This is a genomic window from Vreelandella mediterranea (genome assembly GCF_970647075.1).
Genome location: NZ_OZ310198.1, coordinates 2,061,763 through 2,075,062, shown reverse-complemented (window position 1 = coordinate 2,075,062; position 13,300 = coordinate 2,061,763). Strand labels below are relative to the sequence as shown.

Genomic DNA, 13,300 nt, shown 5'->3' with positions numbered 1-13,300 from the left:
AAGCGGGCCTTTTGTTTCGCGCGGTGCTCGGTGTTACGAGCAGTACCTTGTTTAAAACGATACGTTGTTTAAAACAGTATTCTATTTAAAACGGTACTTAGGAGGCGCGAATGTTGGAAGCCTGAAGGCCTTTTTTACCTTGCGTGACTTCGAAAGTGACTTTCTGTCCATCCTGCAAGGACTTGAAGCCTTCAGCCTGAATCTCAGAGAAATGCGCAAAAAGGTCATCGCCGCCGTCATCCGGTGAGATGAAGCCATAACCTTTGGTGTCGTTGAACCACTTGACGGTACCAGTTGCCATCTTTCGTTTCCTTAACGTTCTTAAGTAATACGTGGGAGCCGCCTTGCGGGCCCACAAAATTCACTGTAGAAGTAAAAAAAGTGATCGTCCAGTGGCGGTTTCAGGTTTCTTTTCAATGCGACGAGCGCTGCCCCATGAGCCAACTCACTCTGTTTGATGCCCAGTTCATTCCCTTCGTGGTGGCGATTACGCTGCTGACCGTAAGCCCGGGCGTGGACACCCTGCTGGTCATTCGCAACACCGCCCGGGGCGGGGTGCGCGATGGCATCGTTACCAGTATCGCGATCTGCTGCGGGCTGTTCGTGCATGCGACGGTCTCGGCGCTGGGCATCTCCTTGATTCTTCTGCAGTCCGCCTTCGCCTTCACGCTTTTAAAGTTTGCAGGGGCGGGGTACCTGGTGTGGCTCGGCATCATCAGTCTGCTGGCGGCCAAACGCGGTGCGGCGCTGCCGATGGGCGGGTTCGACCAGGCCCGCTCGCCGGTCGGTCTTTATCAGCCGGCCAAGGAAGGGCTTTTATCCAACGTATTGAACCCCAAAACGGTAGTGTTTTATATGGCGTTTTTGCCGCAGTTCATCGCGCCCACGGACCCGGCGCTTTTGAAGTCGCTGTGGCTTGCCGGGGTGCACTTTGCGATTGCCAACGTATGGCAGATAGGCGTGGTTTTGATGGTGGGGGGCGCGAGCCGGTTTTTGGCAAGTGAGCGTTTTGCTCGGGTGTTGAACGCCACCACCGGGGCAGTGCTGGTGGTGTTTGGCGTGCGTCTGGCCCTCGAGCAGCGCCCGGTCTGACCGGGCGCTGCCATGTTTAACTTAGCGCCGACGTTTAACGAAGCGCCAGCAGCGCGCGGTCGTAGCGTACCTGCTGTTCGTTGTCGGTCAGCAGCGTCACGCCTTGGCTGTCACCGCCCTGGTCCAGGCTTTCGAAAATGACCCGGTAGCTAAGCACCGCTTGCACGTAGTCTCGGGTTTCGCGAAACGGAATGCTCTCCACGAATAGATCGAAGGACTCCACGCCGCTGCCGTTACCTAGCCACTGATCGACCCGGCCGGGGCCCGCGTTGTAGGCCGCGGTGGCCGCCAGGCGGTTGCCTTGGTAGCGGTTGAGCTTGTCGCGCAGATACGTGCTGCCCAGGCGAATGTTGAGTTCCGGGTCGAGCACTCCGTAAGGGCCGGGGTCCGCCAGGCCCAACTGACGGCTGACCAAAGCGGCGGTGCCCGGCATTAGCTGCATCAGGCCCCGCGCACCGGCGGGCGAAAGTGCGACCGGGTTATAGGCGCTTTCGCGGCGGGTAATCGCCATCAACAGATACGGGTCGACCCCGGTTTGATTGCCCCAGCGCATGAAGCTTTCCCGGAAGGCGGGCGGAAAGCGCCAGTCCAGCGCGTCCCACATTTCGGCGGCAATGGTGGTTTGTACCAACAGCGCGTGCCACTGATGCTGGGCGGCATAATCAGCTAGGGCGCGGGCCTGTTCGGGTGGGGCGTTACGCGCCGCGTGCAGCCATTCGCTGTTGGCCAGGCCGTCTTCACCAATGCGCATCAGCGCCTCAGTGCGCTGCACCACCGGAAGGCTTGCGGTACGCTCGCGGGAGATATCGTCGAAATGGCTACGCTCGTTGTTCAACCGGTAGGGCACGCCCAGCTTCTCCGCGGCGGCGAAGCCGTAGAAACTGCGATCCATCGCCGCCTCACGATAGCGCGCCTCGGCGGCGTCGTGATTGCCCAGTTGCTCGTTGGCCCGGGCCAGCCAGTACTGCCAGCGGCTGTTTTCCTGCTGGCTCGGCGGCATCTGGGCGATCCAGTGCATCACGTCCTGCCACTGGCGCTCCTCCAAACCCCGGCGTACGCGTAGCTCCAGCACCCGCTCGCTTTCAAGTCCCGGTAGTACGCTATCCACCCAGGTGAGCGAACCCGGCACGCTGCGCACCAGCGCGTAAAAGGCGAGCTCCTCTTCGATGACGCGGCGCTCATCTGCCGTGAGCGAGAGCCTGGGAGCAAGGCCTTGCCAGGCGTTCAACGCTGCCGCGGTGTTGTCTCGGGTATAGCGCTGCATCGCCGCTTGATAAAAAGGCGCGCTCGCCGCGCACTCGGGCCCCAGGCAGGCGGGGGCCTGGGTGATCATCTGCGGGTTGCGGTCGACCGAGTCGACGGTGTCCATGGCGGTCTGCCATTGGCCGCTCAAAAGCCCATCCAGGTAGCTATCGAGGCCGGTTTCACCGGCCTGCCAGGCAAGCATCTTGCGCTGCCATACGGCGCGGTCGTCGATGGTGTTATCGGCGCGCAGCCGGTTAAACAGGTTATCGCAGGCGTTGGGCTGGGAGCTTCCGGTCAGCCATAGATCCAACCCCGCGGCGCGTGCCTCGCTCGGTGCGCGCTCCATCAGGGCGCTATAGTAATAGCACTGGCGGGCGGCGCCGGTGGGTTCGCCGTCGGCGACGCTCAATAGATCCGCGTAGCGTCCGGCGTAGCCGTAGTTGGCAATCGCCTGGCCACGCATCCACTCCGAAAGCGGCGAATCGGCGTTGCGCTGAATGAACGCCTGCACCTCATGGGCGGGTACGTTGGGTAGCCTACCGCGTAGGCGGTGATACTCGACGTAACCGCTCAAGACATGACCGGCAAGGGCGCGTTCGTCGATGCGCTGCCACTGCTGGTCGCGGGCAGCTTCCAGCGCCTCGCGCATTTGGGTGTCCGTGGCCGCCGTGGCGCTCGTGGCTAGGCCGACGAGCGCCACGGCGCATAGCGCTTTGAGGCGAAAACGAGATCGCGTAACCGGCATGGCTTCCTCTCTTTAACGTATGACGCTGACTGCTAGGGGGTTGACCGTCTATAGTGGACTATAACGGCAAACGGTGCTCATTCAATCCCTTTGCCCGATGCATTGAACGAGAATCTCAACCAGGGTGGGTCGTAATGGCGCGATGGATGAAATGGTGGTGGCTGTCACGTTTGAAAGGCCGCGTGTGGGCGTTCAAGCGGATCCTACGCGCGTTGAAACTCTTTTTTCCCATGACCCGGGATGTGCTCAGCGGGCGATTTCGTCCGGTGCCCTGGTCCGCCTTTGGCATGATGGCGCTGGCCCTTGGCTATCTGATCATGCCCTTCGATCTGATCCCCGATTTTATCTTCATTCTCGGCCTCGTCGATGATGCGCTGATCATCGGTTGGCTGCTGGACCGTATCGACCGGCGCCTGGCCGGCTACCGGGTCTGGAAGTACGGTGAGCTCGAAACACCGGATTCGCCGCCTTCAGCTTCTTGAAATTACTCGCACTAGCCCCATATTGACCTTCACACGACGCTTCGCGCGAACTAACGCGCATTGGTAATGCAGTGATAGGCAATTGAGGGCTACGCATGAGTACGGCAACCCACGAAGAAACACTTGGTTTTCAAACGGAAGTCAAACAGCTTCTTAACCTGATGATCAACTCCCTGTATTCGAACCGGGAGATCTTTCTCCGCGAGCTGATTTCCAACGCCGCGGATGCCTGTGACAAGCTGCGCTACGCCGCACTCGACAACGATGCGCTGTATGAAAACGACAGCGACCTGCGTATCGAGATCGAGCACGACGCCGCGGCCAACACCGTGACGCTGCGCGACAACGGTATCGGCATGAATCGCGAAGACGTGATTTCGAACCTGGGCACCATCGCCCGCTCCGGCACCTCCGAGTTTTTGCAGCAGCTCTCCGGCGAGCAGCAAAAAGACGCCAAACTGATCGGTCAGTTCGGTGTTGGCTTTTACTCTGGCTTTATCGTGGCCGACGAAGTCGTCGTGCGCACCCGTAAGGCGGGCGCGGACGCCGGTGAAGGCGTCGAGTGGCGCTCGAAAGGCGAGGGCGAGTTCAGCGTCGCCGATATCGAGCTCGATAAGCACGGCACCGAAATCATCCTGCATCTGAAAGACGATGCCAAGGAGTACGCCGACGATCATCGCTTGCAGGGCCTGGTGCGCAAATACTCGGATCACATCGAAGTGCCGGTGCGCATGCCGAAGACCGAGACCGCCAAGGATGACGAAGGCAACGAGATCGAAGGCAGCGAAGTCACGACCTGGGAAACCATCAACGAAGCCACCGCACTTTGGGTTCGCCCGAAAAGCGAGGTAAGTGACGACGAGTACAAGGCGTTCTACAAGCACGTCGCCCACGACTTCAGCGACCCCTTGACCTGGAGCCACAACAAGGTCGAAGGCAAGCTCGAGTACACCAGCCTTCTATACGTGCCCGGCCGTGCGCCGTTTGATATGTTCGAGCGCGACGGTGCCCGCGGCGTGAAGCTTTACGTTCAGCGCGTGTTCATCATGGATGACGCTGAGCAGTTCTTGCCGCTTTACTTGCGCTTCATCAAGGGCGTGCTGGATACCCGCGACTTGTCGCTCAACGTGTCGCGGGAAATTCTTCAGCAGGACCCCAAGGTCGAGAAGATAAAAGGGGCGTTGACCAAGCGCGCGCTGGACATGCTCAAAAAGCTCGCCAAGGACGACGAACAGTATCAGACGTTCTGGAACACCTTCGGCAGCGTGTTGAAAGAAGGCCCGGGCGAGGACGCCGCCAACCGCGAAAAGATTGCCGAACTGCTGCGCTTCGCCTCGACCCACACCGATACCGCCGCTCAGGAAAACGCGCTGGCCGGCTACATCGAGCGCATGAAAGAGGGCCAGAAGAAGATCTACTACGTGGTAGCGGATAGCTTCAACGCGGCGAAAAACAGCCCGCATCTGGAGATCTTCCGTAAGAAAGGCATCGAAGTACTGCTGCTTTCTGATCGTATCGACGAGTGGCTGATGAGCCATCTGACCGAGTTCAACGGCTACTCCTTCGCCGACGTGGCCAAGGGGGAGCTTGACCTGGGCGAGGTCGAAGACGAAGAGGAAAAGAAGGCTCAGGAAGAGACGGCCAAGTCCAAGGAAGAGCTGGTCCAGCGCGTGAAAGAGGCGCTGAGCGAAGGCGTGCAGGAGGTGAAGATCACGCACCGCCTGACCGATTCGCCGGCCTGCGTGGTGCTGCCCGAGCACGAAATGGGCTACCAGATGCGCCGCATCATGGAAGCCGCGGGCCAGCCGATGCCCGAGGTCAAACCGATTCTCGAGCTCAACCCGGACCACGCCCTGGTGGCGCGCCTTGAAGGCGCCGATGGCGAGCAGTTCAGCCAACTGGCGCACATCCTGCTGGATCAGGCGATCATCGCCGAAGGCGGCCATCTCGATGACCCGGCGGCCTACGTCAAGCGTTTGAACAGCGTACTGACCGCGTAAATCAGACGCGTAGACCTTCGGCCCGCCTTTTTGGCGGGCCGATTTGTTTGTGGTTTGAACAGACATCGAGGGCGCTCAAGCGCCGCGCTATTAGTGATAAAGTAGGCGTATCGTTTAGGGAGTAGGACAACGTCATGGCTTTGGAGCAGATCAAGGTGGCGGTGCTGGGCGGCGGAAGCTTCGGCACGGCCCTTGCCAGTATCGCCGCCGACAACGGCGCCCAGGTGTGCCAATGGATGCGCGACGAGGCGCTGGTTGCGCAAATCAATCAGGAGCACCGCAACGGGCGCTACCTGCCCGATTACGCGATCAACGCGGCAGTCGAGGCCTCCACGGATATTCGCGCGGTGGTCGAAGGTGCGGCGCTGGTGCTGGTCGCCATTCCCTCCAAGGCGTTTCGCCAGGTGGTGCGTCAGGCCAGGCCCTGGCTCACTGCGGAGCAGATACTCGTCAGCACCACCAAGGGCATCGAGCAAGAGGGCTTTTTGCTGATGAGCCAGGTGCTCGAGCAGGAGACCGGCTTTGAGCATATCGGCGTGATCGCCGGGCCCAATCTGGCCTCGGAAATCGCCGATAAGCAGCTCACCGCCACGGTGATCGCAAGCGCGGACCCGCTGACCCGCACCCGGGTGCAGCAGGCGTTGGGGTGCGGCTATTTTCGCGTCTATGCCAGCAACGACCGCCACGGCGTGGAGCTTGGCGGGGTGCTTAAAAACATCTACGCCATCATCGCCGGGATGGCGGCGGCGCTGGGCATGGGCGAAAACACCCGCAGTATGCTGATGACCCGGGCGCTGGCGGAAATGGGCCGCTTCGCCGTGGCCCAGGGCGCCAACCCGATGACCTTTCTGGGCCTGGCCGGGGTGGGGGATCTGATCGTCACCTGCTCATCGAGGCTTTCGCGCAACTACCGCGTGGGGTTTGCCATGGGCGAGGGGCGCACCCTCGACGAGGCCGTCGATGCGTTGGGCCAGGTGGCGGAAGGCGTCAACACCGTTCCCATCGTGTGCGACCGAGCGCGGGAGATGGGAGTCTACATGCCGCTGGCCGAGGGGCTCTATCGGGTGCTGTTCGAAGGCGTGGCCGCCAAGGAAATGGCGAGCACGCTGATGATGGGCGAACACAGCAGCGACGTAGAGTTCGTGTTACCCAGGGAGACCGTCCAGCAAGCGCACAATGAGACAGGGGATTTGAATGACCGCGAGTAGCCGACTTTTGATCATGCGCCACGGCGAGGCGGGCCCCGGGCGGGTCGACTGCGAGCGCAGGCTGACCCAAAACGGCGAAGCCGAGGCCGCGCGCATGGCGTGCTTTCTCGAAACCCGTAAGCTCGGGCCGGTCGTGCTTTACGCAAGCCCCTTCGTTCGCGCCCAGCAAACCGCCCGCGCAGTGGGTGAGGCACTCGGTGTGTCGGTGACGACGCTTGAAAGCATTACCCCGGACGACTCGCCGGCGAAGGTCAACGATTGGTTGCTGGCCCGGCCGGAGGGCGAGATGCTCATGTTGGTTAGCCACATGCCGCTGGTCGGGGCGCTGTGCGGGCGGCTCGTCGAAGGCCCGCAAAGTCAGGGGCTTGGCTTTCCTACCGCGGCCATTGCCGAGCTCGAGGCCGATGTCTGGGCGGCGGGCTGCGCAAGGCTCGTTCGCTTTACCGAACCCCGCCAGCTCTAGCTTTTTTGCAAACGCTATAAAAAGAAACGGCGGCCAGGGGCCGCCGTTTTTGAATGCGCGAGCGCCAGGTTTAAAGCAGCGCGTCGAGCTTTTCCTTGAGCAAGCCGTTGACCTGCTGCGGATTGGCAGTGCCGCGGGAGGCTTTCATCACCTGACCCACGAAGTAGCCGATCATCTTGCCGCGCTTTTCCGGTTCGGCGTCACGGTACTGGGCAACCTGAGCCGGGTTTTCTGCGATCACCTGGTCGATCATCGCCTCGATGGCGCCGGTGTCGGTGACCTGCTTCAAACCCTTGGCCTCGATCACCTCGTCGGCATCGCGGCCCTGGCCGTTCCAAAGCGCCTGGAAGACCTCCTTGGCGGCCTTGCCGTTGATCGTGCCATCGACCACGCGGCCGATCAGCTGCCCGAGCTGCTGGGCGGAGACCGGGCTTTGGTGAACGCTCAGGTTCTCGCGGTTCAAGGCGCCGGAGAGCTCGCCCTGCACCCAGTTGGCGGCCTGCTTGGCGTCCCCACAAACGCGATGGACTTCCTCGAAGAACTCCGCCATTTCGCGGCTCGCCGAGAGCACGTGGGCATCATAAGCCGAAAGCCCCAGCTCGGTTTGAAAACGCGCGCGCTTGTCGGCGGGAAGCTCCGGCAGCTGGCTTTTCAGGTGGTCCAGGTAGGCCTGGTCGAGCACCACCGGCAACAAATCCGGGCAGGGGAAGTAGCGGTAGTCGTTGGCCTCTTCCTTGGTGCGCATGCTGCGCGTCTCGTCGCGCTCCGGGTCGAACAGGCGGGTTTCCTGCACCACCGTGCCGCCGTCTTCGATCAGCTCGATCTGGCGCTCGACCTCGAAGGCGATCGCACGCTCGACGAAGCGAAAGGAGTTGACGTTCTTGATCTCGGCGCGGGTGCCAAACGCCTCCTGGCCCTTGGGGCGCACGGAGACGTTGACGTCGCAGCGCATCGAGCCTTCCGCCATGTTGCCGTCGGAAATCCCCAGATACGTGACGATCGAGTGGATCGCCTTCAGGTAAGCGGCGGCCTCTTTGGCGCTGCGCATGTCCGGCTCGGAGACGATCTCCAGAAGCGGCGTGCCCGCGCGGTTGAGATCGATGCCGGTCATCCCCTGGAAGTCTTCGTGCAGCGACTTACCCGCGTCCTCTTCCAGGTGCGCGTGGTGGATGCGGATGCGTTTGGTTAGATCCTCGTCCAGGGTGACTTCGACCTCGCCCGGGCCCACGATGGGGTGATACATCTGGCTGGTCTGGTAACCCTTGGGCAGATCCGGGTAGAAGTAGTTCTTGCGATCGAACACCGAGACTTCGGGGATCTCGGCGTGGACCGCCAGGCCAAACTGAACCGCCATGGCCACGGCCTGTTCGTTGAGCACCGGAAGGCTTCCCGGTAGGCCAAGATCCACCGCGCTTGCCTGGGTGTTGGGTTCACTGCCAAACGAGGTCGAAGCACCCGAAAAGATCTTGGAGCGCGTGGCGAGCTGAACGTGAACCTCGAGCCCAATTACCGTTTCCCATTGCATTAGGCGTTCTCCTCGGCGAGTGCGGGAAGGTGAAGATGCCAGTCGGTGGCCTGCTGGAACTTGTGCGCCACGTTGAGAAGCTGCGCCTCGGCAAAGTGGGTGCCCAGAATCTGCAGGCCCACCGGGCGGCCGTTCACGAAGCCCGCGGGCACGCTCATGCCCGGAATGCCAGCAAGATTCACAGCGATGGTGTAGATATCCTGCAGATACATCGACACCGGGTCCTTCTTGGCGCCAATGTCGAAGGCGGTGGTGGGCGCGGCCGGGCCCATCAGCACGTCGACGTCCTCGAAGGCGTCCAGAAAGTCCTGGCGGATCAGGCGGCGTACTTTTTGTGCCTTGATGTAGTAGGCGTCGAAAAAGCCCTCAGACAGGGTGTGTGTGCCGATCAGAATGCGCCGCTTCACCTCTTCGCCGAAACCTTCCTCGCGGGTACGCGTGTAGAGATCGATCAAATCTTTCGGGTCTTTACAGCGGTGGCCGAAGCGCACGCCGTCAAAGCGGGAAAGGTTCGACGAGGCTTCCGCCGGGGCGATGACGTAGTAGGCCGGAATGGCGTAGTGGGTATGCGGCAGGCTCACTTCGCGCACGGTCGCTCCCAGCGACTCGTATACCTTGACCGCCTCGCGTACCGCCTGTTCGACGTCGCTGTCCAGGCCGTCGCCGAAGTACTCCTTCGGCAGGCCGATCTTGAGCCCGGAGAGCGGGGCGTCCAGCTGCTCGAGATAGTCGGGCACGCCGCGGGTGGCGCTGGTGGAGTCGCGGACGTCGTGGCCGGCGATCACGTTCATTAGATGCGCGCAATCAGAAGCCGAGCGGGCCATGGGGCCCGCCTGGTCGAGGCTCGAGGCGTAGGCGATCATCCCGTAGCGCGAAACGCGCCCGTAGGTCGGCTTCAAGCCCGTAATGCCGCAAAACGCGGCGGGCTGGCGAATCGAGCCACCGGTGTCGGTGCCCAGTGCGGCGGGCACCAGGCCCGCGGCGACTGCGGCGGCACTTCCGCCGGAGCTTCCGCCGGGCACCGCGTTCAAATCCCAGGGGTTTTTGACCGGCCCAAAGTGGCTGTTTTCATTGGAGGAGCCCATGGCGAACTCGTCCATGTTGGTCTTGCCAAGGCTTATGCTACCCGCGGCTTTGAGCTTCTCTACCACGGTGGCATCATAAGGGGCGACGAAGTTGTCCAGCATTTTGGAGCCGCAGCTGGTCTTCACGCCCTTGGTGCAGAAAATATCTTTTAGGGCCAGCGGTACGCCGGTCAGCGCGTGGCCGCCGCCGTCGGCGCGGGTCTTGTCGGCGGCTTCGGCGTTATTGAGCGCCTGCTCACCGGTCACGCTGATAAAGCTATTGAGCTTGCCGTCGATTTTCTCGATCCGCTGTAGATAGTGGGCGGTGAGTTCACGACTCGAGAGCTCGCCACTTTTCAAGGCAGCGGCCAGCTGGGTTACGGTTTGATTATGCATGACCCAAAAGCTCCGTTCGGGGCGAATAGAAGGAAGTCAAAAAGCGGGGCGCCAGGCGCACTCACTCCACCACGCGCGGTACCAGGTACAGGCCGTTTTCCACCGCCGGCGCGCATTGCTGATACTCGTCGCGCATGTTGGCGTCGGTAACTTCGTCGGCGCGCAGGCGCTGGGTCGCATCCAGCGGGTGGGCGAGCGGCGCGACGCCTTCGGTATCGACGCGCTGTAGCTGGTCGACCATATCTAAAATCTGGCTGAGATCGTCCACAAAGCGGTTGGCCTGGTCGTCACTGATGGCGAGTCGGGCCAGGTGTGCGGCCCGGCGCACGTGAGATTCTTCAAGCGCCATGATCGGGGTTTCCTCGCAAACGTAATGGAACATATTCCGCATTGAGCGGTATACATACGGTCGTCTTGAATTCGTCTTGCGTTGAAGACACGAATTTAAGACATGGAAAATAGCCGCAAAAGGTACCACATAATCAATGCAACGGGCAGGGGAGCGACTCGTGCTTGCTGCCAAGGGGTTGCGGTGATACCGTTTGCATCCGCACAGGGTTCCCGGTCTGCACTAGGTAACAACATCCATGTTCAAACGCTTGAGGGGGCTGTTTTCCAGCGATCTATCGATCGACCTGGGTACGGCCAACACACTGATTTATGTACGCGGTCGCGGTATCGTCCTTGATGAGCCGTCCGTTGTCGCCATTCGCCAGTCGGGCAATATGCGAAGCGTCGCTTCTGTCGGCGCCGATGCCAAACGCATGCTTGGCCGCACCCCCGGCAATATTACGGCGATTCGGCCCATGAAAGACGGGGTCATTGCCGACTTTACCGTGACCGAGCAAATGCTCCAGCACTTCATTCGCAAAGTGCATCAAAGCACCTTTTTGACGCCAAGCCCCAGGGTACTGGTTTGTGTACCGTGCATGTCGACCCAGGTCGAGCGCCGCGCGATTCGTGAATCCGCCGAGGGCGCAGGGGCGCGAGAAGTCTTTTTGATCGAAGAACCCATGGCCGCCGCGATCGGCGCTGGGCTTCCGGTCGAAGAAGCCCAGGGCTCGATGGTCGTGGATATCGGCGGCGGTACCACCGAAATCGCGATCATTTCGCTCAACGGCGTGGTGTACTCCGAATCCATCCGCGTAGGCGGTGACCGTTTCGACGAGGCGATCACCGCGTACGTGCGCCGCCACTACGGCAGCCTGATCGGCGAGGCTACCGCCGAGCGTATCAAGGAAGAGATCGGCTGCGCCTACCCAGGCGGCGAGCTGCGCGAGATCGACGTGCGCGGACGCAATCTGGCCGAGGGTATCCCGCGAAGCTTTACGCTCAATTCCCACGAGATCCTCGAGGCGCTTCAGGAAACCCTGGGCTCGATCGTGGCCGCGGTGAAAAGCGCGCTGGAGCAGTCACCCCCGGAGCTTGCCTCGGACATCGCCGAGCGTGGTTTGGTGTTGACCGGCGGCGGAGCGCTCTTGCGTGATCTGGACAAGCTGATTGCCGAAGAGACGGGGCTTCCCGTGATCGTGGCCGAAGATCCGCTGACCTGCGTTGCGCGTGGCGGTGGCAAGGCGCTGGAAATGATCGATCAACACACTTTTGAGCTACTCTCAAGCGACTGATTTTAGCGGTTTACTGCGGAGGGTTGCCTATTAAACCGCTATTTTCGCACGGCCCCATACCGGGCTACCGGTTCTTCTTTTGCGTGCTGGCGGCAAGCGCTTTGATGTTTGTCGACCAGCGCTTTACGCGTATGGAAGACGTGCGCGCCCACATGACCATGGTGGTCGCGCCGATTCAGTGGGTCGTTAGTCTGCCAAGCGATCTCCTCAACTGGGGGTCGCTGGTGCTTTCCGATCAGCAGGCCTTGGTGGATGAAAACCGCCGCCTGCGCGAGCAGATTTTGACCCTCTCGCACCGTGGCCAGCGTCTGGCCAATCTCACCGCCGAGAACGCTCAGCTGCGCGAGCTGCTCGACGCCGCCGAGCGTACCGAATTTCCCTATATGTCGGCGGAACTCCTCTCTTTGGATAACGACCCGTTCAGCCATCAGATGGTGGTGGACCGCGGGCATCGTAACGGTGCCTACGTGGGCCAGCCGGTGATCGATGCCTTTGGGCTGGTCGGCCAGGTCACGGCGGTGTCTGCCTACTCGAGCCGAGTGCTGCTGCTGGCGGATGCAAGCCACGCCTTGCCGGTGCAGGTCAACCGCAACGGCCTGCGCTTTATCGTTCAGGGTACCGGGCGCTACCAAAGTGTTAACGTATTGCACGTACCGGATACCGCCGACATTCGCGAAGGCGACTTGTTGACGACCTCCGGGCTTGCCGGGCGCTTTCCGCCGGGTTATCCGGTCGCCCGGGTGAGCGAGGTGTATCACGACCCGGGCCAGCCGTTTGCCCAGGTGAGCGCAACACCTTCGGCACAGCTCACCCGCTCGCGCCATTTCCTGCTGCTCTTTCCGCCGCCGCTCGAAGAGGAAGACACCACGCTTTGGAATAGCGACATGTCGCTTTCTGCCCAGGCGATCCACGCCTCCGAGCGCCTTGGCGAAGTAGGCCCGGCGCCACTGCCGGAGGCGCCCAATGGCTAGAGCACCGGTGATTCCCCTCGTCGTGGTATGGCTAAGCCTGGTGCTGGCGCTTTGTCTGCAGGTAATGCCGCTGGCCGACGGCTGGCAGGTCTACCGGCCCGACTGGATCGGCCTGATGTTGGTCTATTGGTGTATGCGGGTCCCCGACCGGGTAGGCGTGTTCCACGGCTTCGTGATCGGTTTGATGGTGGATCTGATCGAGGGCAGCGTGTTGGGCCAGCACGCGCTGGTGTTTTCGTCACTGGCGTTTCTGGCGGCGCTGGTCTATCCGCGCTTTCGCGCCTACTCGCTGGTTCAGCAGGCGGTACTGGTACTGGTGCTTTTGGGCCTTGCCCAATTGGTCGAGCAGTGGGTGCGCGTGCTGACCGGTGAGTTCACCATTCACCTGTCGTTTTTGATTTCGTCGTTGATCAGTGGGCTTTTATGGCCCTGGCTTGCCACCATGCTCAAGGCGCTCGAGCGCCGAGCGGCAGGGGGCTAGCGT

The 13,300-nt window shown here is 61.5% G+C and carries 13 protein-coding genes; 8 read left to right on the top strand and 5 right to left on the bottom strand.

Going from position 1 to position 13,300, the window contains the following annotated elements; all coding sequences use genetic code 11:
- Nucleotides 1-97 precede the first annotated feature (97 nt).
- The gene (locus tag ACWFVE_RS09730; RefSeq protein WP_447529073.1) at nucleotides 98-301 is read right to left on the bottom strand and encodes a cold-shock protein; all 204 of its coding nucleotides are present in this window, start codon (nucleotides 299-301) and stop codon (nucleotides 98-100) included.
- Nucleotides 302-435: 134 nt separating this feature from the next.
- Here ACWFVE_RS09730 and ACWFVE_RS09725 point away from each other — a divergent pair, with 134 nt between their 5' ends.
- The gene (locus ACWFVE_RS09725; protein ID WP_447529072.1) at nucleotides 436-1,092 is read left to right on the top strand and encodes a LysE family translocator; all 657 of its coding nucleotides are present in this window, start codon (nucleotides 436-438) and stop codon (nucleotides 1,090-1,092) included.
- A gap of 34 nt (nucleotides 1,093-1,126) precedes the next feature.
- Here the strand turns inward: ACWFVE_RS09725 and ACWFVE_RS09720 are convergent, their stop codons facing one another.
- On the bottom strand, nucleotides 1,127-3,082 hold the full coding sequence (locus ACWFVE_RS09720) for a transglycosylase SLT domain-containing protein (protein WP_447529071.1): 1,956 nt from the start codon (nucleotides 3,080-3,082) through the stop codon (nucleotides 1,127-1,129).
- Between the two features lie 134 nt (nucleotides 3,083-3,216).
- On the opposite strand from ACWFVE_RS09720, the gene ACWFVE_RS09715 reads away from it, so the two are divergent.
- The 4 genes from ACWFVE_RS09715 to sixA all read left to right on the top strand — a co-directional run bounded on the left by ACWFVE_RS09715 (nucleotide 3,217) and on the right by sixA (nucleotide 7,235).
- Nucleotides 3,217-3,564 carry a YkvA family protein gene (locus ACWFVE_RS09715; RefSeq protein ID WP_447529070.1) on the top strand — a complete coding sequence of 116 codons (348 nt, stop codon included), beginning with the start codon at nucleotides 3,217-3,219 and terminating at the stop codon, nucleotides 3,562-3,564.
- Nucleotides 3,565-3,659: 95 nt separating this feature from the next.
- Nucleotides 3,660-5,564, top strand: a complete 1,905-nt coding sequence (htpG, locus tag ACWFVE_RS09710; RefSeq protein ID WP_447529069.1) for a molecular chaperone HtpG — start codon at nucleotides 3,660-3,662, stop codon at nucleotides 5,562-5,564.
- A 134-nt stretch (nucleotides 5,565-5,698) separates the two neighbouring features.
- The gene (locus ACWFVE_RS09705; protein ID WP_447529068.1) at nucleotides 5,699-6,772 is read left to right on the top strand and encodes an NAD(P)H-dependent glycerol-3-phosphate dehydrogenase; all 1,074 of its coding nucleotides are present in this window, start codon (nucleotides 5,699-5,701) and stop codon (nucleotides 6,770-6,772) included.
- Complete coding sequence (sixA, locus tag ACWFVE_RS09700) at nucleotides 6,759-7,235, top strand: phosphohistidine phosphatase SixA (protein ID WP_447529067.1); 477 nt, start codon at nucleotides 6,759-6,761, stop codon at nucleotides 7,233-7,235. Before ACWFVE_RS09705 ends, sixA begins: the two co-directional genes overlap by 14 nt.
- Nucleotides 7,236-7,305: 70 nt before the next feature.
- Here sixA and gatB read toward each other — a convergent pair whose 3' ends face one another.
- The 3 genes from gatB to gatC form a co-directional block, all read right to left on the bottom strand.
- Nucleotides 7,306-8,760: an Asp-tRNA(Asn)/Glu-tRNA(Gln) amidotransferase subunit GatB gene (gatB, locus tag ACWFVE_RS09695; RefSeq protein WP_447529066.1), complete on the bottom strand. Its 1,455-nt coding sequence runs from the start codon at nucleotides 8,758-8,760 to the stop codon at nucleotides 7,306-7,308.
- Nucleotides 8,760-10,220, bottom strand: a complete 1,461-nt coding sequence (gene gatA / locus ACWFVE_RS09690; protein ID WP_447529065.1) for an Asp-tRNA(Asn)/Glu-tRNA(Gln) amidotransferase subunit GatA — start codon at nucleotides 10,218-10,220, stop codon at nucleotides 8,760-8,762. Before gatA ends, gatB begins: the two co-directional genes overlap by 1 nt.
- Before the next feature lie 61 nt (nucleotides 10,221-10,281).
- Nucleotides 10,282-10,569 (bottom strand): Asp-tRNA(Asn)/Glu-tRNA(Gln) amidotransferase subunit GatC, encoded by a 288-nt coding sequence (gene gatC, locus ACWFVE_RS09685; protein WP_447529064.1) that lies wholly within the window; start codon nucleotides 10,567-10,569, stop codon nucleotides 10,282-10,284.
- Nucleotides 10,570-10,807: 238 nt separating this feature from the next.
- On the opposite strand from gatC, the gene ACWFVE_RS09680 reads away from it, so the two are divergent.
- From ACWFVE_RS09680 to mreD, 3 genes are read left to right on the top strand one after another with little or no spacing between them, the layout of a single operon-like run.
- On the top strand, nucleotides 10,808-11,845 hold the full coding sequence (locus ACWFVE_RS09680) for a rod shape-determining protein (RefSeq protein WP_018915723.1): 1,038 nt from the start codon (nucleotides 10,808-10,810) through the stop codon (nucleotides 11,843-11,845).
- A 23-nt stretch (nucleotides 11,846-11,868) separates the two neighbouring features.
- On the top strand, nucleotides 11,869-12,816 hold the full coding sequence (gene mreC, locus ACWFVE_RS09675; RefSeq protein ID WP_447529063.1) for a rod shape-determining protein MreC: 948 nt from the start codon (nucleotides 11,869-11,871) through the stop codon (nucleotides 12,814-12,816).
- Nucleotides 12,809-13,297: a rod shape-determining protein MreD gene (mreD, locus tag ACWFVE_RS09670; RefSeq protein WP_447529062.1), complete on the top strand. Its 489-nt coding sequence runs from the start codon at nucleotides 12,809-12,811 to the stop codon at nucleotides 13,295-13,297. Before mreC ends, mreD begins: the two co-directional genes overlap by 8 nt.
- Nucleotides 13,298-13,300: the final 3 nt, after the last annotated feature.

What these genes read in the sequence shown, in the direction of transcription:
- ACWFVE_RS09705 (WP_447529068.1), top strand. Translation starts at nt 5,699, where the DNA reads ATGGCTTTGGAGCAGATCAAGGTGGCGGTGCTGGGCGGCGGAAGCTTC.
- htpG (WP_447529069.1), top strand. Translation starts at nt 3,660, where the DNA reads ATGAGTACGGCAACCCACGAAGAAACACTTGGTTTTCAAACGGAAGTC.
- gatA (WP_447529065.1), bottom strand. Translation starts at nt 10,220, where the DNA reads ATGCATAATCAAACCGTAACCCAGCTGGCCGCTGCCTTGAAAAGTGGC.
- sixA (WP_447529067.1), top strand. Translation starts at nt 6,759, where the DNA reads ATGACCGCGAGTAGCCGACTTTTGATCATGCGCCACGGCGAGGCGGGC.
- ACWFVE_RS09715 (WP_447529070.1), top strand. Translation starts at nt 3,217, where the DNA reads ATGGCGCGATGGATGAAATGGTGGTGGCTGTCACGTTTGAAAGGCCGC.
- mreD (WP_447529062.1), top strand. Translation starts at nt 12,809, where the DNA reads ATGGCTAGAGCACCGGTGATTCCCCTCGTCGTGGTATGGCTAAGCCTG.
- ACWFVE_RS09680 (WP_018915723.1), top strand. Translation starts at nt 10,808, where the DNA reads ATGTTCAAACGCTTGAGGGGGCTGTTTTCCAGCGATCTATCGATCGAC.
- gatB (WP_447529066.1), bottom strand. Translation starts at nt 8,760, where the DNA reads ATGCAATGGGAAACGGTAATTGGGCTCGAGGTTCACGTTCAGCTCGCC.
- ACWFVE_RS09720 (WP_447529071.1), bottom strand. Translation starts at nt 3,082, where the DNA reads ATGCCGGTTACGCGATCTCGTTTTCGCCTCAAAGCGCTATGCGCCGTG.
- gatC (WP_447529064.1), bottom strand. Translation starts at nt 10,569, where the DNA reads ATGGCGCTTGAAGAATCTCACGTGCGCCGGGCCGCACACCTGGCCCGA.
- ACWFVE_RS09730 (WP_447529073.1), bottom strand. Translation starts at nt 301, where the DNA reads ATGGCAACTGGTACCGTCAAGTGGTTCAACGACACCAAAGGTTATGGC.
- ACWFVE_RS09725 (WP_447529072.1), top strand. Translation starts at nt 436, where the DNA reads ATGAGCCAACTCACTCTGTTTGATGCCCAGTTCATTCCCTTCGTGGTG.